14 protein-coding genes are annotated in these 19,463 nt (G+C 73.1%); 4 read left to right on the forward strand and 10 right to left on the reverse strand.

Translation table 11 applies throughout. The annotated features are described in order from the left end of the window. The 4 genes from E1300_RS17780 to E1300_RS17795 form a co-directional block, all read right to left on the reverse strand. A partial coding sequence (locus tag E1300_RS17780; RefSeq protein WP_165502888.1) for an ATP-binding protein occupies positions 1 to 2,196 on the reverse strand: 2,196 nt, incomplete at its 3' end. Positions 2,197 to 2,506: 310 nt separating this feature from the next. Continuing rightward, positions 2,507 to 3,250, reverse strand: a complete 744-nt coding sequence (locus E1300_RS17785) for a glucose 1-dehydrogenase (RefSeq protein ID WP_131758137.1) — start codon at positions 3,248 to 3,250, stop codon at positions 2,507 to 2,509. A gap of 13 nt (positions 3,251 to 3,263) precedes the next feature. Continuing rightward, the gene (locus tag E1300_RS17790) at positions 3,264 to 4,139 is read right to left on the reverse strand and encodes a DUF72 domain-containing protein (RefSeq protein WP_131758138.1); all 876 of its coding nucleotides are present in this window, start codon (positions 4,137 to 4,139) and stop codon (positions 3,264 to 3,266) included. 47 nt (positions 4,140 to 4,186) lie between these two features. After that, a complete protein-coding gene (locus tag E1300_RS17795) occupies positions 4,187 to 4,561 on the reverse strand; it encodes a hypothetical protein (RefSeq protein WP_131758139.1) in 375 nt (124 codons plus the stop codon). 246 nt (positions 4,562 to 4,807) lie between these two features. On the opposite strand from E1300_RS17795, the gene lanL reads away from it, so the two are divergent. The 3 genes from lanL to E1300_RS17805 all read left to right on the forward strand — a co-directional run bounded on the left by lanL (position 4,808) and on the right by E1300_RS17805 (position 9,727). Then, positions 4,808 to 7,501 carry a class IV lanthionine synthetase LanL gene (lanL, locus tag E1300_RS17800; RefSeq protein WP_131758140.1) on the forward strand — a complete coding sequence of 898 codons (2,694 nt, stop codon included), beginning with the start codon at positions 4,808 to 4,810 and terminating at the stop codon, positions 7,499 to 7,501. Between the two features lie 69 nt (positions 7,502 to 7,570). Further along, complete coding sequence (locus E1300_RS50105) at positions 7,571 to 7,708, forward strand: hypothetical protein (protein WP_165502889.1); 138 nt, start codon at positions 7,571 to 7,573, stop codon at positions 7,706 to 7,708. Positions 7,709 to 7,810: 102 nt separating this feature from the next. Further along, entirely contained in the window at positions 7,811 to 9,727 is a 1,917-nt protein-coding gene (locus E1300_RS17805; RefSeq protein WP_242619212.1) for an ABC transporter ATP-binding protein, read from the forward strand. On the opposite strand, the gene E1300_RS17810 is transcribed toward E1300_RS17805, so the two are convergent. From E1300_RS17810 to E1300_RS17825, 4 genes are all read right to left on the reverse strand, one after another. After that, positions 9,643 to 10,131, reverse strand: a complete 489-nt coding sequence (locus E1300_RS17810) for a hypothetical protein (protein ID WP_207399809.1) — start codon at positions 10,129 to 10,131, stop codon at positions 9,643 to 9,645. The genes E1300_RS17805 and E1300_RS17810 overlap by 85 nt on opposite strands. A gap of 93 nt (positions 10,132 to 10,224) precedes the next feature. Further along, on the reverse strand, positions 10,225 to 15,708 hold the full coding sequence (locus E1300_RS17815) for an ATP-binding protein (protein ID WP_131758142.1): 5,484 nt from the start codon (positions 15,706 to 15,708) through the stop codon (positions 10,225 to 10,227). Between the two features lie 176 nt (positions 15,709 to 15,884). After that, positions 15,885 to 16,316, reverse strand: a complete 432-nt coding sequence (locus E1300_RS17820; protein WP_131758143.1) for an SMI1/KNR4 family protein — start codon at positions 16,314 to 16,316, stop codon at positions 15,885 to 15,887. Positions 16,317 to 16,396: 80 nt separating this feature from the next. Continuing rightward, entirely contained in the window at positions 16,397 to 17,617 is a 1,221-nt protein-coding gene (locus E1300_RS17825) for an erythromycin esterase family protein (protein ID WP_131758144.1), read from the reverse strand. A gap of 59 nt (positions 17,618 to 17,676) precedes the next feature. Here E1300_RS17825 and E1300_RS17830 point away from each other — a divergent pair, with 59 nt between their 5' ends. Then, positions 17,677 to 18,420: a TioE family transcriptional regulator gene (locus E1300_RS17830; protein ID WP_131758145.1), complete on the forward strand. Its 744-nt coding sequence runs from the start codon at positions 17,677 to 17,679 to the stop codon at positions 18,418 to 18,420. Positions 18,421 to 18,446: 26 nt separating this feature from the next. On the opposite strand, the gene E1300_RS17835 is transcribed toward E1300_RS17830, so the two are convergent. Further along, the gene (locus E1300_RS17835; protein WP_131758146.1) at positions 18,447 to 18,884 is read right to left on the reverse strand and encodes an iron chaperone; all 438 of its coding nucleotides are present in this window, start codon (positions 18,882 to 18,884) and stop codon (positions 18,447 to 18,449) included. Positions 18,885 to 18,916: 32 nt separating this feature from the next. Continuing rightward, entirely contained in the window at positions 18,917 to 19,399 is a 483-nt protein-coding gene (locus E1300_RS17840) for a pyridoxamine 5'-phosphate oxidase family protein (protein WP_131758147.1), read from the reverse strand. Positions 19,400 to 19,463: the final 64 nt, after the last annotated feature.

Below are 19,463 nucleotides of genomic sequence, written 5' to 3' on the forward strand. Positions count from 1 at the left end.
CGCCCGCGCCGCCGCGCCCGCCTCGCCCCCCGCCTCCAGCAGCAGCGCCCCGATCCACAGCGACCAGCCCCGCCCGGTCGCGAACTCCGGCGCGTCGGCCGCCGCGAGCGCCGCCTCCGTCTCCGCCGCCATCCGCCCCGCCGTCCGCAGATCGTCCCGCGCCAGCGCGATCCGGCCGATCACCGTCTCGGCGAAGAACAGCCAGCGGGTGCCGATCTCCTCGTCCATCACGAGACCGGACTCCGCCTCCGACAGCGCCGTCTCCCAGTCGCCGAAATGGAACCCCCGCAGCGCCTTCACGCCCGGCACGTACGGCCGGAAACTGAGCGCGCCGACCTCCTCCATGAGCGCGTGCCCCTCGTTCAGCACCCGCTCCGCGTCGTCCGGACGGTCCGCGTCCAGCAGCACGAACCCGACCGGGATGTGCGGGAACAGGAACGCTCCAGGCGCGGGCCGCGAATCCCCGACCGCCGCCAGGCCCCGCTCACCGAGATCCAGCGCCTCCTTCAGCTCCCCCTCCGCGGCCAGCGCCAGCGCCAGCGTCGTCACCGCCGCGCCGAGCGCCTGCTCGTACTCCGGCCCGGACGCCGCGTCCCGGATCCGCTCCGCCCGCGCCCGCCCGCCCGCGACGTCCCCCGCGTAGATCAGCGCGTAGGCGGCCCGCGCCTCGAACAGCGCCCGCACCGCGCCACCGGGCACCAGCTCCGCGATCCCGCCGAACGCCCGCGCCGCCTCCGCCCAGCGCCCCTGCCGCGACAGCGCCCGCGCCTGCCCGCTCCGCAACCGGATCTCGTCCTCCACCGACAGGCACCCCGCCGGGATCGCCGCCGCCAGCTCCCGCGCCTCCGCGAACCGCCCCTCAAGGCCCAGCAGCGGCACCAGGTCCGCGCGCACCGCGGCACCGCGGGCCCCGTCGCCGCTCGCCAGCTCCAACCCCCGCTCCAGCAGCCGGACGGCCGTCCCCACCGAGTACGCCGACACCTCCTCCGCCGCCTTCCGCAACCACGCGATCGCCTCCGGATCACCCGGCTGCGCGCCCTCCGCGAGCTGCACCGCCACCTGCGCGGCCGGCGCCCCCGCCGCCGCGAGCGCCTCCCCGGCCTCATGATGCAGCCGCCGCCGGATCGCCGACGGCAGGCTCTCGTACAGCGCGTCCCGCATCATCGGATGCCGGAACGCCAGCACGTCCCCGCGATCCCCGACCAGCCCGTGCGACACCGCGTCGTTCAGCTGCGGCAGCAGCCCCGCCAGCGGCCTGCCCAGCACCGCCGCGAGATCACCCGGCGCGAACGACGTCCCCAGCACCGACGCGACCTGCAACAGCTCCACCGTCGCCGCCGGCAACTGCCCGAACCGCCGGACGATCACCTGCCGCAGGCTCGGCGGCAGCGGACCGTCCCCGCCGTCCGCGACACCATCGCCCACCACCACCGCCCCCTGCTCCTGCAACCCCCGCAGCAACTGCACCGCGAACAGCGGATTCCCGCCCGCCGCCGCCAACCGCCGCCGCAGCGCCCGCGACGGCGGCGCCCCCAGCACCCGCTCGCACAGCGCGCCGATCGCCTCCTCGCCCAGCCGCTCCACCCGCAGCACCTCCGCCCCGCGCGACGTCACCCGGTCGAGCAGCGCCGCCAGCTCCGCACTCCGCGGACGAGCACGGAACGTTCCCACCAGCAGCAGCGGCAACGACCCCAGATGCCGGACGACCGCGTCGAACGCCCGCAGCGTCTCCTGGTCCGCCCAATGCAGATCCTCCAGCGCGAGCACCACCGGCCCCTCCGCCGCCAGCCGCTCCAACCCCGCCAGCAGACCCTCGATCACCTGAAGCCCGCGCAACCCCTTCTCCGCCGGCCTCCCCGCCGGCACGGGCAACCCGCCCCCGGCACCCACGGGCAACCCGTCCCCGGCACCCCCCGCGTCCGGCGCCAGCAACCCGTCCCCCGCCGGCGCCGCCAGCGCCTCCGCGAGCACCCCGAACGGCCTGCTCCCGCCCATCGCGTCCGCCGTCCCCGACAACGTCCGCGCCCCCCGCCCCCGCGCCCGCGCGAGCAACGCCTCCAGCAGGAAAGTCTTCCCGATCCCCGGCTCACCCTCCAGAAAGACGATCTCCCGGGAACCCCCGATGACGCGCTCCAGAACCTCTGTCAGCCTGCCCAGCTCCGCATCGCGCCCGATGAGGAAATCCGGTCCCCCCACAGCCACCTCTCCGCAACCACCGCATGAGATTCCCACGACTCAAAAGATCGTCCCCCGTTTCCCCGCCCCAAGGCCCCGCCTGGCCGATCCCGGTCGGGCTTATTGCAAAGCCCTCGGCGGTCGGCGCTGGCGCGCCTCCCTTCAACGGGCTTTGCGGCGATCGCTAGCATCGCTCCGGCTCGCCTGGCGGCTCACTTCGCGATCAAGTTCTCGCTTCGCTCGCACTTGGCTTCGCACGCGATCGCAACGTCCCCGCTCGCCGACACTTCCGGCTCAAACCCTCCGCCCGCGCCTCCCCGCCCGCGCGTTCTTACGCTAGGCCGCCTGCGGCGTGGAGGTTTTGGCCTGTCAGCCAGCGGGCGTCCTCGCTCGCTAGGAAGGCGACCACGTCTGCGACGTCGGCGGGTTGGCCTAGGCGTCCCAGGGGGGTCAGTGATGCGGCCGTTTGGAGTTGCTCGGGGGAGTTGGTGCTTCGTAGGAGGTCGGTGTCCGTCGTGCCGGGGGAGACCGTGTTGACGGTGATGCCGCGCGGGCCCAGTTCGCAGGCCGCCGCGGCGGTCAGCTGCTCCAGGGCGCCCTTGCTCGCCATGTAAGGGGCGATGTTCGGGACGGGGCGGACCGTGTTGACCGTGGAGATGTTGATGATGCGGCCGCCGTCCCGCATGGTGCGGGCCGCGTGGCGGATGGTCAGGAAGGCCGCCTTGAGGTTGACGGCCAGGACGCGGTCGAAGAGTTCCTCGTCGGTGTCGGCGATGGGGACGAGATCGATGTTCGCGGCCGCGTTGTTCACCAGGACGTCCAGGCCGCCGAACTCCTCTTCGGCGAGCTGCATCAGGCGCTCCGCGGCGCCCTTCTCGGCCAGGTCCGAGCGGACGGCGCGGACCTTGCCTCCCGCGTCCTCCACCGTGCGGACGACGTCGGTCGCGGCGTCGTCGTTCGAGGCGTAGTTGAACGTGATCGCGGCGCCGTCGCGGGCCAGGCGCTCCACGATCGCGCGGCCGATGCCGCGCGAGCCTCCGGTGACGACGGCGGTCTTGCCTTCCAGCGTTCCCACGGTGTCTCCTTTTTCAGCGAGTGCCGATCAGCTCGGCCATCCGCGCCGCGTTCCGCTGGGAATGGTCGGCGCAGCAGTTGTTGAAGATGACGTGCGTGGTCGCGGCGTCGTCCGCCAGCGTTTTCAGGTCGCTCGCCCACTGTTGCAGCTCTTCTTCGCTGTAGAGGTAGGCGAACTTGTCGTAGATGTTCTTGCTGTCCCACCGGGAGCTGTGGCCGTGGAAGCGGACGACTGCCAGGTCGGACGTCGCCGCCAGTACCGGGGGCACCGAGGAGGTGTGTCCTTGCGGCATGTCCACGCACACGTACGGCAGGTCGTTGCGGGCCAGGAAGTCCAGGGTCGCGTCGCGGTTCTTCTCGTCCAGCCAGCTCTTGTGGCGGAACTCCACGCAGATGCGCACGGGCGCGCAGCGCTCCTTCGCCTCCAGCACATACGCCCGGGTGCGTTCGCCGCAGGGGAACCACCGCGGGAACTGGAACAGGACCATGCCGAGCTTCTTCGCCTCGTGCAGTGGCCAGAGTGCGCTCAGGAAGCGTTCCCATACTTCCTCGGCGACGTTGTCGGGCACGTCCTTGAGGTAGACGGACTGCTTGGCCGGCACCTGCCCGCGCAGGTCCTTGTAGAGCGCGGCGACCCTGGTCGGGTGCTGCGTGAGGAGCGAGAAGGCCTTCACGTTGAACGTGAAGCCGTCCGGCGTCCGGTCGCGCCACAGGCAGGCGGTCTTCTCCGCGGGCGGCGAATAGTACGTCGCGTCGACTTCGACCAGCGGGAACTGGCTCGCGTAATACCGCAGCCGGTCCTCGGACGTCTTGGCCGTGTCCGGATACCAGCCCGAGGCCAGCAGGGTCTTGTCCGTCCACGACGCCGTACCGACCAGGATCTCGCCCATGCGGGCAGTCTAGGAAAACCCTCGTTCCGGCAAAGGCGGAATCAAGATCAGGCGGCGGCGGTGATGGCGCGGGCCTGCGCCACGGCGTGCGCGGCCCACGCGCCCGACTGGGGGCCGGGCGGGAACTGCGCGGTGTGGTGGAAGCCGGGGCCGGTCACCGAGACGGCGACGAAGCCGAGGTAGCGGCGCTCCTTCATCAGCAGGAACAGCAGGCCCAGCAGGCAGAACCACACGAAGACGATCGTCAGGACGATGCCCGCGGTCGAGATGCTCTCGGTGACCTGGGTCGAGTCCTGGACGGTCCAGTGGGCCCCGCGCAGCGGGTACTGCCCGTACGGGAGCAGCACGTGCGTACTGGTCAGGGCCATATCGCCGATCTGCAACAGGACGGGCTCAGTGCCGCCCATAGGAACCGGATACATCGCCCCACCTTCACCCCGAAACGCACCTCGGCCTCCACATCGTAAAGGCGGCCTCTCGTCCAGGTAAGCCCATCCACGCGGAAAACACGGGCCCGTTGTCCGTTCCCGGCGCCTGCCTGCGTTGTTCCTTCCACGGAACCGCGATGGAACGGGGTGGAACTCCGATGGAACGCCTCGATCTGTGGAACGCGGACCGTCTGCGGACGGAGTTCGCCGGCGGCCCCATCGCGGCAGGGAGGCGGATCGATGATCGGCAAGAGCGGACCCGTGGCGGACTCGGTTCTCCTGCTCGACGTGCTGCGGGGCGTCCTCGACCGCTGCGGCGGGCAGCGATGGTTCGTCCAGCCGGAGGAGGCATGGTGCAGTGCCGCCCCGGCGGCGCGTGTGTCGCGCAAGCACGGGTGGAAGCTGCATGTTTCCGCGACTCCGCTGTCGGCTCCGATCGTGCTGGCGCGGGCCGCCGAGGCCCTGGTCCGGAACGGGTGCCCGTTCAAGTTCGCGACTGACATCGGACGCGTCCTGGAGCTCGTCGACCATCTGCAGAACCGCGGGGCGGGCGGCAAGTTCATCACCGTGTACCCGCGGGATGACGAGCAGCTTCTCGCGGTTGCGGACGAGCTTGACCGGGTCACCGCGGATTTGGTCGGGCCCAGGATTCTGTCCGATCGTCCGCTCCGTCCGGGCAGCCTCGTGCATTACCGCTACGGCGAGTTCACCGGGGAGCCGGTGTTCACCGATGACGGTGTTTTCGAGTCGCGCATGGTGGGCCCGGACGGATCCGTGGTCAAGGACGAGCGGCGGGCGTGGTTCTCGCCGCCGGAGTGGGCCGTGTCGCCGTTCCCGGAACCGGCGGTCGCGCCGCGGGCACCGGGCGCGGCGATGGTGCTGGCGGGGCGCTTCCGGGTGACCGGGGCGATCCGGCACGCCAACAAGGGCGGCGTGTACCAGGCGATCGACGACCGGAGCGGCGCGAACGTCGTCGTCAAGCAGGCGCGGGCGCACGTGGGCGCCGCGCTCGACGGCCGCGACGCCCGGGACATGCTGCGGCACGAGGCGCACATCCTGGAGGCGCTGGCCTCGTTGTCGCTGTTTCCGGCCTTCGTGGCGCTCTTCGAGGAGCAGGGCGACCTCTTCCTGGCCGAGGAGGAGATCCCCGGCGTCACCTCGGACGACTGGGCGTCCGAGGGCGGCGATGTGCTCGGTGTCGCCGGTCGCCTGGTCGAAGCGGTGCGGGCGGTGCACGAGGCCGGTTTCGTGCTGTGCGATCTGAAGCCCAGCAACGTCATCGTCACGCCGGACGGTGGTGTGCGGCTGATCGACGCGGAACTCGTCCACAGGACGGGCGAGAGCGTCCGGGGTCGCACGATCGGCTTCGCGGCCCCGGAGCGCTGGGGTGACCGGTCCGCTCGGCGGGGCGTGCGGCCGTCCGCGGACTGCTTCAGTCTTGGGGTGACGCTGTTCTGCCTGGCCAGTGGTGGGCTCGCGCCGCACTGGGTGGCCGGGCAGCCGAGTTCGCCGCGTTCCGGTGCCGAGCGGCGGCGGGTTTTGCGGCGGATCGCCGCCGATCGCACTGGGCTTGTGCCGCTCGTCGAGTTGATCGCGGGCCTGACCGAGACCGAGCCCGATCAGCGATGGTCGCTGGATCGGGCCGAGCGGTTCCTCGCTTCCCCGGCTGCCAGGGCCGAGGCGCCTTCGTCCGGTGTGCTGATGCCTTCAAACGGGCTGGACCGCATGCTGGCCGACGGCCTGGAGCATCTCCAGCGGGGCATGGTCCCGGACGGGGCGGAGCTGTGGCCCGCCAGTCGCGCGGCACAGAGGCACGACCCGTGCGACGCGTGGCGCGGGGCCGCCGGTGGGTTGGCCACGCTGACGCGCGCCGCTCAAGTGATGGACGATCCGGCGCTGCGAGCGAGCGTGGCGCGGGCGGCCGGATGGATCGACGAGCGGCTGTTCGACATCCCGAGGATCCTTCCCGGCCTGTGCTTCGGCCGTGCCGGTACGGCGTGGGCGCTGCATGAGGCCGGGAGTCTCCTGGACGACGCCGGGCTGACGTCCCGGGCCAGGCGGCTCGCCGAGCGGCTGCCGACCCGGGGGAAGAACCCGGAGGTCGCCTACGGGCTCTCGGGGGCGGGCCTGGCGCGGCTGCACCTGTGGCGGAGCACCGGAGACCGGAGCCTGCTGCGCGGAGCCTTGGACTGCGCAGAATCCGTGCTCGCGGCGGCGGACCACAGCGGCGAGGACGTCCTGTGGCCGGTCGCGGTGGACGACGACCAGCACAGCTCCTACGGCTTCGCCCACGGTGTGGCGGGCATCGGGATGTTCCTGCTCGCCGCCGGGCAGGCCGCCGCCGACGGCTCGGACGACCGGGCCGAGCGGTTCACCGGCGCCGCTCTGAAGGCGGGCGAGACCCTGCTCCGCAGTGCCAGCCTCCGGGAGGGAGCGGCCGACTGGCCGACGGCCGTCGGAGGCGACGGCTTCGCCACCGGCACGGCGCGGTGGCAGTGGTGCAACGGCCCGGCGGGGATCGGCACCTTCCTCATCCGGTTGTGGTCGGCCACGGGCCTCCAGCGGTTCGCGGACGTGGCCGTCCAGTGCGCGGTGACCGCGTCCGAGCGATGGTCGCTCTCGGTGGGCGCCTGCTGCGGCCTTGCGGGAAGCGGGCACTACCTCCTCGACCTGGCCGACCTGACCGGCGACACCGGCTACCGGGCCCAGGCCGAGCAGGTGGCGGACGTCATCCATGCCCAGGCGTTCACCGACGACGGCCTGCTGGTCCCCTGCCATCCCGACCTCGGTCACGCCTACGCCGCGGGGACGGCGGGCGTCCTCGACTTCCTGCTGCGCCTGCGGCACGGCGGGCCGCGCCCGTGGCTCCCCGAGACGGCACGGCCCGGCGGTGCTCGTCCGAGCGCCGCCCATGCCGGCGCCGTCACCCGATAGCCACCTGCGCCCACCGGCTCCGGCCCGTGGGCGGAGGCCGAACCGACCCAGGGAGGGAGGTGAACGAACATGTTCGACATCGCAGAGCTGCAGAAGCTGGAGGCCCGTGACACCACGCCCGAAGGCTTCGCCGCGGCGAGTGGACCCACTCAGTGCTGCGAGGAGAACGGGACGCGCCACGTCTCGATCCTCACGACGCGCGGCTAGCTGATCCCTCCCCGGGGACCGGGAGATCAGCCGGAGGGCGGGCGGGCACGGGCGCCGGCGGCCATGCGAGAGGCCGGCCGGAGGCGCCCGTGCCCGCACCCGGTGACGACGGAGGATGTGATCGCGGTGACGAGCGGCTCCCCGCCGGCCGGCGAGCAGCGGATCAGGCCCGGCACGGTGCGGCGGATCCTGTCGTTCGGCAGGCCGTACCGCCTCAGCGCAGGCCTTCTCCTGGCCGCCACGACGCTGAACGCCGGGATCACGGTGGCCGTCCCGCTGCTGTTCCGCCTGCTCATCGACGACGGGATCGTGGCGCGGGACGTGCCGGTCGTCGCGCGGATCTCCCTGGCGGTCGCCGGGCTGGCCGTCCTGAGCTCCCTCCTCGGATTCGCGGAGGCCTGGTACTCGGCCCGGATCAGCCAGGGGCTCATCCAGGACCTGCGGACCCGCGTCTTCGACCACGTGCAGCGCCAGCCGCTGGGGTTCTTCGCCCGGGTGCAGACCGGCGCCCTGGTCAGCCGGCTGAACACCGACGTGGTCGGCGCGCAGCAGGCGCTGGCGTCGCTGCTGTCCACGGTCGTCCCGGCCGCGCTGACGGTGGTCCTCGTCCTCGCGACCATGCTCTACCTGTCGTGGACGATCACGCTGGCCGCGCTGGCGGCGCTGCCGCTGTTCGTCCTGCCCGGCCGGGTCGTCGGGGGCCGGTTGCAGCGGCTCATGCGCGCGCACATGCAGGTGAACGCCGAGATGGGCGCGCTGATGAACGAGCGGTTCGACATGGGCGGGGCGCTGCTGGCCAAGCTGTACGGCCGGCCCGGCGCCGAGGCGCGGATGTTCGCGGGTCTCGCCGCCCGGGGACGCGACCTCGGCGCCCTCACGTCCGTCTACGGGAAGGTGCTGCTGCTGTCGGTCACCCTGCTGAGCTCGCTCGCCACCGCGATGGTGTACGGGCTGGGCGGCGGGTTGGTCGTCCACGGCGCGTTCCGGATCGGGACGCTGGTGGCGCTCGCCACGCTGCTGACCCGGCTGCTCGGCCCGATCAACCAGCTGTCCGGCGCCCAGGCGAGCGTGCTGATCGTGCTCGTCAGCTACGACCGGCTGTTCGAGCTGCTGGACCTGGAACCGCTCGTCGCGGAGAAGCCGGGCGCGGTGGCCCTTCCTTCCGGCGGGACGGCCCCCGAGGTCGAGTTCGAGGGCGTTTCGTTCCGGTATCCGGACGCCGCCGACATTTCGCTCGCGTCCCTTGAGTCGATCGCCGTGCCGGAGCGTTCCGACACCACGTGGACCCTGCGCGACCTGAGCTTCCGCGTCCCCGGCGGGACGCTCACCGCGCTGGTCGGCCCGTCCGGCGGAGGCAAGACGACCATCACGCACCTGGTGCCCCGGCTCTACGACGCGGTGAACGGGACCGTCCGGGTCGGGGGGCATGACGTTCGGGACCTGACCCTGGAGTCGCTGCGCGAGACCGTGGGCGTGGTCACGCAGGACGCGTACCTCTTCCACGACACCATCCGCGGCAACCTCGCCTACGCCCGTCCGGACGCCTGCGAGGAGGACCTGGTGGACGCGTGCAGAGCCGCGCAGATCTGGGACCTGATCGCGTCGCTCCCCAACGGTCTCGACACGGTCGTCGGCGACCGCGGATACCGGCTCTCCGGCGGGGAGAAGCAGCGCGTCGCGATGGCCAGGCTGCTGCTCAAGGCCCCGCCGGTCGTCATCCTCGACGAGGCCACCGCGCATCTCGACTCCGACTCCGAGGCCGCACTGCAACGCGCGCTGGACGGCGCGCTGGCGGGACGGACGTCCCTGGTGATCGCCCACCGCCTCTCCACCGTCCGGGAGGCCGACCAGATCCTGGTCGTCGACGGGGGCCGGGTCCGCGAACGCGGCACCCACCGGGAACTGCTGGCACGGGACGGGCTCTACGCGGAGCTCTACCGCACCCAGTTCGCCGACCAGGCGACCACCGGGACGCTCCGTCCACCTGCCAGGCGACGCCGCCACCACGAGTCCCGGTGAGGGGCGAACGGATCCGGCAGCGTGCGTTTCAGGTACTGGGCGTCCAGGGCGCGTAATCGGTGCCGCAGCTCCGCGCGGGGTCGGCTAGGCAACTGCCACATGACCTCTTCGAGGACGTCGCGGGCGTGCCGCACGTCATCGATGGAGCAGCCGCGGCACGAGCACTCCGCTGCCTGCGGGTACAGGGGCCGCCGCCCCGGCGCCCGCAGGAAGGCTCGGTACTCCCACAGCGCGTGGTCGGTGGCGCCGGGATAGACGTAGTAGTCGTCCGAGAGCCGCTCCGCCTGCCCGATCGCGACGCTGGTCGCGACGGAGAGGCCTTGGATCCGATCTGGAGGCGGGTCCCACGCGGGGCTGCGAGGAGGCTGGTCAGCGCGCAGCGCGCCGGGTCGCCTACGCGGCATCGTCCTTTCGGTACGCGGTCATGGACGTCATGATGCCACCGCCGGCCGCCGCCCGACAACGGCCGCGAAGCCGTGCCGAGCGGCAGGCCCGGACTAGGCGTTCCGCGTGCCCTGTTCCAGGGCCTTGATGATGCGCGGGCGCAGCTCGGCGGGGCTGATGATGGCGTCGACGGAGCCGACCTCGACGGCGCGCTGGATGCTGTGGACGCGGTCGAACTCGGCGGCGACCTCGCTGACCTTCTCGGCGCGGACGGCGGACTGGACCTCGGCGAGCTGCGCGTTCAGCGCGGCGCGCTCGGCGCCGCCGGCCGCGGAGAGCTGCGCCTGGAGCTTCGTCACCCGCGGGTCGCTCGCGGTGCGGGTGTTCACCTCGCCGGAGAACACCACGGCCGCGGCCGGGGCGCCGCCGAGGACGGAGGCGAACGAGCCCTCCAGCGCCAGGACGGTCATGTTCGGGTTGAGCGCCTTGGAGAACACCACGAACGCGCCGCCGTGGTAGCGGGAGATCACGCAGAAGACGATCGGGCCCTCGAAGTTGACGATGGCGCGGCCGATCTCGGCGCCGTACTCCAGCTGGAGGTTGCGCATCGACTCGGGCGAGCCGTCGAAGCCGGACAGGTTCGCCAGGACGACGAGAGGCCGGTTCCCAGAGGCGGCGTTGATGGCCCGGGCGGTCTTCTTCGACGACTTGGGGAACAGCGTGCCGGCGGTGTAGGTGTCGGGGCCGTCGGTGGGCGGGAAGCCGCGCCGCGGCACGGAGCGGGACTCGATGCCGATCAGGCAGACGGGGCGCCCGCCGATGTGGACGTCCTGCACCGCGGACGTGTCCGCGTCGGCCATGCCCGCCCAGCGCTCCAGGACCGGGTGGTCCTGGTCGGACAGGGCGCGCATCACCGTGCGGATGTCGAACGGCTTCTTGCGGTCCGGATTGTGCTCGGCCGAGAAGATCTCGCCGACGGTGCTGAAGTCGCTGCCGAACGGGTGCGGGTAGGTGGAGATGTCGCGGTCGGCGGGGTCGGTGGTGGGGACGGGGCGCGGCGCGGTCTCGCCGGGCGCGATGTAGGTGTGGTCGTAGTGGGCCATCAGCACGTCGCGGGCGGTCGGCAGGGTGGGCGCCCAGTACTGCGCCTGGCCGTTCGGGCCCATGACGCGGTCGTAGCCGCCGATGCCGAAGTTGTCCTCCGCGGACACGCCGCCGGAGAAGTCGAGCGCCTGCTTGCCGGTGAGGACCATCGCCGAGTCGGGCGTCATGACGAGGATGCCCTTGGTGTGCATGAGCATCGTCGCCTCGGCGTTCCAGTACGGCTGGGCGCCGACGGTGATCCCCGCGACCACGATGTTGATCTCGCCGCCGTCCTGGGTGAAGGTGACGATCCGCTTGAGCGCGGCCGCGACCCAGTCCATGTTCTCGGTGCCGGACGTCATGGAGATCCGCGCGCCCGCCGAGAGGGCGAACCATTCGAGGGGGACGCGCATCCGCTCGGCGAGGTCGAGCGCGGCGATCACCCGTGCGCACTCGGGCTCCGACAGGGCGCCGAGCGCCTTGGTCGGGTCGCCGAGGAGGACGACGCGGGTGACGCCTTCGGGGTGCCGCTCGGTCGGCGTGGTGACGACGCCCGCGACGATCGCCGCGGTGTTCCTGCCCTTCGGGCGGTCCACCGGGACGAGCGCGCCGGTGTCGTCGAGGTCGTGCTCGGCGAAGCGGCCGTCCGGGCCCGCGAGCATGTCGGTCAGCTCGTACGGGTAGACGTTGCCGCGGCGGGCGGCCCGCAGGACCTTCTGGCGGTAGTCGTCCAGCGGCCGGACGGGCTCGGTGGACGGTCCGGCGACGTGCAGGCGCGGGGCGTCGCCGGGGTCCTGGGTGATGCGGACGCCGATCTCGGTCAGCGCGCCGGCGGGCGTGCGGCGCCGGGCGACGAACTGGACCTCCTCCAGGCCCGCGCCGCCGATGGTCGGCAGCAGGCGCTGGACGACGGACTTGAGCTCGTCGACGGTCAGCTCCGTCGGCGGCCAGACGTACAGCATGATCCGGTTGGTGTCGTACCGCTTGTTCTGCGGCCGGCGCAGCTGGACGCTGCGGACCGCGTCGAGGCAGGCGGTGAACACGTCCTCGGCGACCGGCAGCGCGATCAGCCGGCCGTCGGCGTCGCGGAGCGGCGTCAGGTCGCGGACCTGGCCGAGCGCGATGAGCCGCTCGTCGGCCGGGTTGCTCTTCGCGACGGCCTTGACCAGGTGGATCTCCTCGTCCGCGGACGGCAGCCGGGTCAGGTCGAACTCGCGCAGGCGGCGCAGCTGGAGGCGCTGCGCGATCTGCGGGTGCAGGCCGCGGATCAGCCGGTCCTCGGCGACGCCGGCGCCGTCCGGGCGGAAGGTGAAGTGGTGGTGCATGCCGGTGCCGCCGGTGCCGATGACGGTGGCGGTGACCCGGCGGACGCCCGCGGGCAGCGGACGCTCGGCGAGGAGCCGCCCGAGCCGCTCCGCCATCACGTCGCCGTCGGGCTGGTCCTCCCAGGTGACGTACAGGTCGGCGACGAGGCCGCGGTCGGGGACGCCGGCGGCGAACGCGCCGACGGCGCCGACGGCCTCGGGCAGGTCGGCGATGCCGACGGCGGTGGTGACGACGCGGGTGACGCCCTTCGGGCCGGTGTGCTCGGCGGTGACGAACCGGCAGCCCCCGGCGTCCCGCGCGGTGATGTCCGCCAGCCAGCGGTTGCCGTAGTAGCGGCGGGTCACGACCTCCAGGAGCGCGACGTGGTCGCGTCCGGTGCGGCCGATCCGCTGGCCGATGAGCCGGACGAGCGGCTCGGGGCTCGCGACCATCGCCTGGATCCGCTCGGCGCGGTCCGGGGCGTCCGGGTGCTGGTCGAGGTGGCGGAGCTCGTCGCGGACCGCCGCGTACACCTTGGCGCGGTTGCGGCGCCGGAGCGGCTGGGTGAACCAGCGGAACACGACGCCGCGGGCGAGGTCGGCCACGGTCGGGAAGCGCACCTGCGTGGCCTCGACGAGCTGCTCCAGGACGAGCCCGGCGCGCTCGGCGACCGGCCCGCGCGGCGCCGTGGCGGCGAGCCAGCGGTGCAGCAGCTCCGACACGACCGGGACGAGCGCGCTCATCCGCCGCTGCGCCAGGTAGATCCGGAAGACCGCGGCCTCCAGCTCGGGCGTGCGGTCGAGGCCGTCCACGCCGTAGTGGGCGTAGACCCTGGTGAGCTTGGCCTCGAACCCCGCCGTGACGCCGGCGCGCTCGGTGTCGAGGCTCTGGAGGTAGCTGTGGAAGAACTCGCGGGGGCTGTGGACGGCGCCGCCGGGCTCGGCGTCGAGGTCGCCGCCGGGCTTGTTGCGGCTCAGCTCCGACAGGTCGGCGAACACGGTGAGCAGGTCGAGCTCGCCGTCGAGGGGCCCTCCGCCCAGCTCGTCGCGCGCGGCCAGGTAGTCGGCGAGGACGCGCTCGGTGCCGCGCGGGTCGGGGTCGAAGCCGAGGAGGAGGCCGCGCAGGTCCCGCAGGCCGGCGGCGGCGCGCTCCTCGGCGGGCGCGTCCGCGGGGCCTTCGGGGAGGTCGATCCGGGCGGCCGCGGCGGCGGGCGCCGCCTCGCGGGCGTCCTCGCCGGCCAGCGGTTCCAGCCGCATCAGCGGCGCGCCGGTCTCGACCTGGGCGCCCACCGACACGGGGCACTCGCGGACGCGGGCGCGGAACGGCGCGCGGAGCACCGTCTCCATCTTCATGCTCTCCAGGACGAGGATCGGCGCGTCCGCCTCGACCTCGTCGCCGACGGCGAGGGGCGTCGCGACGACCAGCGCGGGCGCGGGGGAGCGGACGACGCCGCCCTCGTCGCGGCTGATCCGGTGTGTGACGCCGTCGACCTCGACGAGGTGGATCGGCCCGTGCGTGGCCGAGACCAGGCGGAACCGGCGGCCGTTGACGACGATCTGGCCGCTGTGCTGGTCGAAGCGCTCCACCTCGACGTCCGCCGGGTGGAGGTCGCCGCCGGCCGAGATCCCGACGCGGAACCGCGACTGGCCGACGCGGGCCACGCTCACCCGGTAGCCGACGCCGCGGAGCTTGAGGTCCAGCGGGCGGCCCGGGTCGTGCCGGACCTGCGGGCGGCCGCCGTGCGCGGTGGCCAGCAGCCGCTGCCGGGCGACCTCCTCCTCGTCCTGGTACGCCTCGATCGCGGCGGCGGCCAGCGCGATCGCGGAGTGCCGGTGGCCGACGAGGCGGCCCTCGCCGCGCACCCGGTCGATCCAGCCGGTGTCGGCGCTCGCGTCGATCACCTCGGGCTGGTCGAGCAGGTCGAGCACGAAGCTCTTGTTGGTCGCGCCGCCCTCGATGATCACGGTGGTCTCGGCCATCGCGCGGCGCAGCCGGCCGAGCGCCTGGTCGCGGTCGCGGCCGTAGGCGATGATCTTGGCGATCATCGAGTCGAAGTCGGCGGGGATCGTGTCGCCCTCGCTGACGCCGGTGTCCACCCGGATGCCCGGCCCGGCGGGCAGCACCAGCCGAGCGATGCGGCCCGGCGCGGGCGCGAAGTCGCGGTCGGGGTCCTCGGCGTTGAGCCGGGCCTCGATGGCGTGGCCGGCCTCGCCGGGGAGCGGGCCGTCCAACGTCCCGCCGCTCGCCACGTGCAGTTGCAGCCGGACGAGGTCGGTGCCGGTGGTGATCTCGGTGATCGGGTGCTCGACCTGGAGCCGGGTGTTGACCTCCAGGAACGCGAACAGCCGCTCGCCGGGGTGGTAGAGGAACTCGACGGTGCAGGCGCCGCGGTAGCCGACCGCCACCGCGAGCCGCTCCGCCGACGCCTTGAGCTCGGCGGCCTGCTCCGGGGCCAGCACGGGCGAGGCGGACTCCTCGATGATCTTCTGGTTGCGGCGCTGCACCGAGCAGTCCCGGACGCCGAGCGCCCACGCGGTGCCCTGCCCGTCCGCGATGACCTGGACCTCGACGTGCCGGGCGCCGGTGACCAGGCGCTCCAGGAACACGACGCCGGAGCCGAACGCGCGCAGCGCCTCCTGGCTGGTGCGCTCGTAGGCGTCCGCCAGGTCCGCCGCGGAGGCGACCATCCGGATGCCGCGCCCGCCGCCGCCCGCGGTCGCCTTCAGCATCAGCGGGTAGCCGATCTCGTCGCCGGCGCGCAGCGCGTCCTCCAGCGTCGCGACCTCGCCGCGGCTCCACGGCGCGACCGGGACGCCGACCTCCTCGGCGATCAGCTTCGCGCCGATCTTGTCGCCGAGCCTGCGCATCGCGTCCGCGCTCGGCCCGACGAACGTGACGCCGATCCGCTCGCACAGCTCGGCGAACGCCGGGTCCTCGGCGACGAACCCCCAGCCGACCCACGCCGCGTCGGCCCGGGACTCCACCAGCGCCCGCTCCAGGACGGCGAGGTCGAGGTACGGGCGCGCCGCGGCGGGACCCAGCAGGTAGGCGTCGTCCGCCTCACGGACGAACGTCGCGTTGCGGTCGGCGTCGGTGTAGAGGGCGATCGTCTCGATGCGCGCCCCGGTCTCCGCCGATAGATCCCGGACCGCGTGGATGAGCCGCATCGCGGCCTCTCCACGGTTGACGATCGCGACGCGACGGAACACCGGTCGAGCCTCCTTGCCACCTGTGCGTGCGCGACGTCCCGCATCCCCCGAGCGCCGCCTGACTGATCTCCTACCCTGCTCCCCAGGCACCTTCCGTACCAATGGACGGCATCGTGCAGGGCGGAGCCGAAGAGTTGTGGGGAACCTACAAACGCGCCCCGGACGTCCTCCGCCGCCTACAAGCGGATGTCGCCGCCGAACCACGCCTCGATGAAGTGCTCCAGGGAAGGCGCGACGCAGCGGCGGCCGTCGGTCCGGTGGTCCCAGACGAAGACGTCCGGCCTGCCCTCCGGGACGAGCGCGTACGCGAACAGGCTCCCGTCGCCCGGGATGTCGGAGAAGAACAGGAGCTGGTCGAACGCCATGTAGAGCCGCTTCAGCGCGGGATAGGTGCGCATCTCCAGATTGCCCTGGACGAGCTGCTCCACGGAGAACACCAGGTTGTAGCCGTTGGCGTCCACCACGCCGTCGGTCTCACCGAGCAGCTCGGCGAGGTCGTCGGGCAGCAGGTGCCCCAGCGTCTCCTCGGCGCGTCGCAGGGCCCTTTCCGCGGCAGGAGAGGCGAACCGGGCCTGGGGGGTGTGCTTCTCGATCAGCTCGCGCCACATTCGCGCATCATGACGAAGGCAGGGCCGCGCCGTCCAGTTGCCCGACGCGTTCGGACACCCGCCCGGCCCGTCGTCGGCGGCTATCCGGCGCGGACGTCCTGGGCCTGCGGGACGTCGCGGACGAACACGATCCCGTCGTTCCCGGCCAGGCCGGCGGGGTCCAGCGGGGAGTAGCCGAACCAGGGGGACACGCGGGCCGCGGGCCGCGCGTCCCCGAACGCGATGATCAGCCGCGGGACGTCCACGAGGCAGCGGTCCTCCGGGAGCGCGTAGAGGAGCCCTTCGAGGGTGTCCGGAGGCGGCGCGTCCACGCCCCGGTGCTGGATCGTGCCGAGGGCCGTGGCGACGAAGGCGTACTCCTCGCCCAGATGGGCGTTCACGATCGCTCCGGCGCTCCACCACTCCACCGGCAGGTCGCCCATCCGCATGGTGCTCAGGTGACGCTGGAGATGGCCGTTGTGAGCGTGGACCAGCACCGGGCCCCGCCCGGCAAGGGCGAGCAGGTTGGCGGCCATCATCGCCGCCCGCTGGCCCACCAGCCGGGCCATGCGGGCGGGCGACGTGTCGGCCATCCAGAAGTGGTAGCGCAGCAGGCCGGCGGCGGTGCGCCCGTAGAGGCGCGCCCGCTCCCACGCGTCCCGCGAGGACGCCTCGACCAGCTCCGGCGTCCGCGCGTCGAGCAGCGCCACCAGGTCGTCGGCGAGCGGCCGCAGCCGCTCGGCCTCGGCCGACCGTCCGATGGACCGGGACGGATCCATCATCGCGTCCGTGTTCGTCCACCGCTCGTCGGGACCGAGCAGGCGGTCGAGCGTCTCCGCGGTGCAGGGGAGCAGGTCCGCGTCCACGATCGCCGCGAGGTAGCCGTGGAGCGCGGTGAGCGCCTCCCGCGGGCTCGCGGCGCCGGTGATCTCCAGCGGGCCGTCGAACCCGGCGAACCGCAGCCGCTCGGACGCGGGACGCCCGTCGTTGTAAGTGCGCATCCACCGGACGAGCTCCCGGTTCGCCGCGGACTCGCCGAAACCGTGGCTGAACCCGCGCGCCATGACCTCGTCGAGGGTGCCGGTGCCCGAGGCGACGTACTCGTCCACGGCCAGGCCCATCAGGCAGTCGCTCTCGACGGCGATCCACCGGTACCCCTCCCGCTCGACGAGCTGCCGGAACAGCTCGTTGCGCAGGTCGAGCAGCGCGTCCTCGCCATGGGTGGGTTCGCCGAGGGCCAGCAGCCGGGGCCGGCCCGGCAGCAGCCCCAGGACGGCGGCGGCGTCGACGGCATGGGCGGAGTCCTTGATGTCGGTAACCATGCCATAAACGGTATCGTTGAACCCTCGGTTGGAACTTTGACGCGATAACCGCTGGAACTATGGCCACAAACCTTAAACACGGGGGACGGCTCAGGCCGGTCGACCTGGCACGCGGGCACGGTCTGTCCACGCAGGCGGTCCGGAACTACGAGGACGCCGGAATCCTCCCGGCCGCCGACCGGACCGCCCACGGCTACCGCACCTACACGCCGCTGCACGCGCACGCCCTGAGCGCGTTCCTCGCCCTGGTCCCCGGCCACGGCCACCGGACGGCGACGTCCATCATGCGAGCCGTGAACCAGGGCGCCGACGAGGAGGCGTACCGCCTCATCGACGAGAGTCACGCCCAACTCCTGGGCGACCGCCGAACCCTCCAGGCGGTGGAGAAGGCCCTACGCGACCTGGATGCCACCGCCCCCGCAGGAGCTCCCCGAAGCGATCACATGCCCGGCGCATCCGACGGGGTGTTCATCGGGACGCTGGCGGGCGAGCTCGGGATCCGCCCCGCGACGCTGCGCAAGTGGGAGCGGGCCGGGCTGGTGCGCCCGCGCCGCGACCCGCTGACCGGGTACCGCGTCTACGCCGAGGCCGACGTCCGGGACGCCCGGCTGGCGCACCAGCTCAGGCGGGGCGGCTACCTGCTGGAGCAGATCGCGCCGCTGATCGACCAGGTCCGGGCGGCGGGTGGGCTGGCGCCGCTGGAGGCCGCCCTCCAGGACTGGCGCGCCCGGCTGTCGGCCCGCGGACGGGCCATGCTGGCCGGCGCTGCCGAACTGGACGCCTACCTGCGCCAACGCGGCTGACCGCGCCCCCCGCCGTGGACGTCGGGTCAGCTCACCGCCTGCTTCACCAGGGCGGCGATGCGCTCCTCGACCTCGGGCGTCACCGCCGCGAGGGCGAAGCCGGCCGCCCACATCGGCCCGTCGTCCAGGTTCGCCTGGTCGCTGAACCCGAGCGTCGCGTAGCGGGCCTTGAACTTCTCCGCGCTCTGGAAGAAGCAGACGACCTTGCCGTCCAGCGCGTAGGCGGGCATCCCGTACCAGGTCTTCGGCGCGAGGACGGGCGCGGCGGCGGTGACCACGGCGTGCACGCGCTCGGCCATGACCCGGTCGGCGTCCTTCATCTCGGCGATCTTCGCGAGGACGTCGCGCTCGGCCTCGGCGGCCTTCTCGGCGCGCGAGCCGCGGCGCGCCGCCGCCTTCTGCTCCCGGGCGTGGTCCTTCATCGCGGCCCGCTCCTCGGCCGTGAATCCCTCGTACGTGCTCATGCGTATCTCCTCAATTGTCGTGATCTCGGATGTCAGGCGGACCAGCGGCCGTCGCGCATCAGCTCGCGGCCGTCCAGCTCGTTCACCTCGCGCCAGGCCTGGACGCGGCGCGGGGTGACGCGGAACCAGCGGTACGGCAGGGACGAGGCGCGCGGGTCGAAGCCGGTGCGCGCGGCGAAGCGGTCGGCCCGCTCCGGCGGCAGCGCGCCGAGCTCGATCACCTCGACCTCGCCGTCGATCATGGACACGTCGCGGGTGGGGCCGAGGCCCAGCCGGACGGTCCGCGCGGCGGCCAGGTTCCGGCCGGTCGGGCTGCCCGCGGGCGTGGCCATCAGCAGCGCCTCGCCGTCCCAGTCGAAGGACAGCGGCACCAGGTGGGGCAGGCCGTCCGCCGAGGCGCTGGCCACCCAGACGTCGACGTCGTGGGCGAGCCGGTGCTCGGTGTCGCGGCGGCGCTCGGCCCGCGAGCGGGGCCGCGGGAGGATCTCGGCTTCCCGCGTGGACGAACCGGTCATGGTCACTCCTGTGGTCGCGGCGGCGATCGGGGGTTCGCTGTGATCACAGCCTCGCCCGCCCGGG

Origin of the sequence: Actinomadura fibrosa, assembly GCF_900659615.1 — a bacterium.
Lineage (GTDB): Bacteria > Actinomycetota > Actinomycetes > Streptosporangiales > Streptosporangiaceae > Spirillospora > Spirillospora fibrosa.

Excerpts from the sequence above, each read along its gene's own strand:
- E1300_RS17790 (WP_131758138.1), bottom strand. The coding sequence starts at position 4,139 with ATGGGCGAGATCCTGGTCGGTACGGCGTCGTGGACGGACAAGACCCTG.
- E1300_RS17795 (WP_131758139.1), bottom strand. The coding sequence starts at position 4,561 with ATGTATCCGGTTCCTATGGGCGGCACTGAGCCCGTCCTGTTGCAGATC.
- lanL (WP_131758140.1), top strand. The coding sequence starts at position 4,808 with ATGATCGGCAAGAGCGGACCCGTGGCGGACTCGGTTCTCCTGCTCGAC.
- E1300_RS50105 (WP_165502889.1), top strand. The coding sequence starts at position 7,571 with ATGTTCGACATCGCAGAGCTGCAGAAGCTGGAGGCCCGTGACACCACG.
- E1300_RS17810 (WP_207399809.1), bottom strand. The coding sequence starts at position 10,131 with ATGCCGCGTAGGCGACCCGGCGCGCTGCGCGCTGACCAGCCTCCTCGC.
- E1300_RS17820 (WP_131758143.1), bottom strand. The coding sequence starts at position 16,316 with ATGTGGCGCGAGCTGATCGAGAAGCACACCCCCCAGGCCCGGTTCGCC.
- E1300_RS17825 (WP_131758144.1), bottom strand. The coding sequence starts at position 17,617 with ATGGTTACCGACATCAAGGACTCCGCCCATGCCGTCGACGCCGCCGCC.
- E1300_RS17830 (WP_131758145.1), top strand. The coding sequence starts at position 17,677 with ATGGCCACAAACCTTAAACACGGGGGACGGCTCAGGCCGGTCGACCTG.
- E1300_RS17835 (WP_131758146.1), bottom strand. The coding sequence starts at position 18,884 with ATGAGCACGTACGAGGGATTCACGGCCGAGGAGCGGGCCGCGATGAAG.
- E1300_RS17840 (WP_131758147.1), bottom strand. The coding sequence starts at position 19,399 with ATGACCGGTTCGTCCACGCGGGAAGCCGAGATCCTCCCGCGGCCCCGC.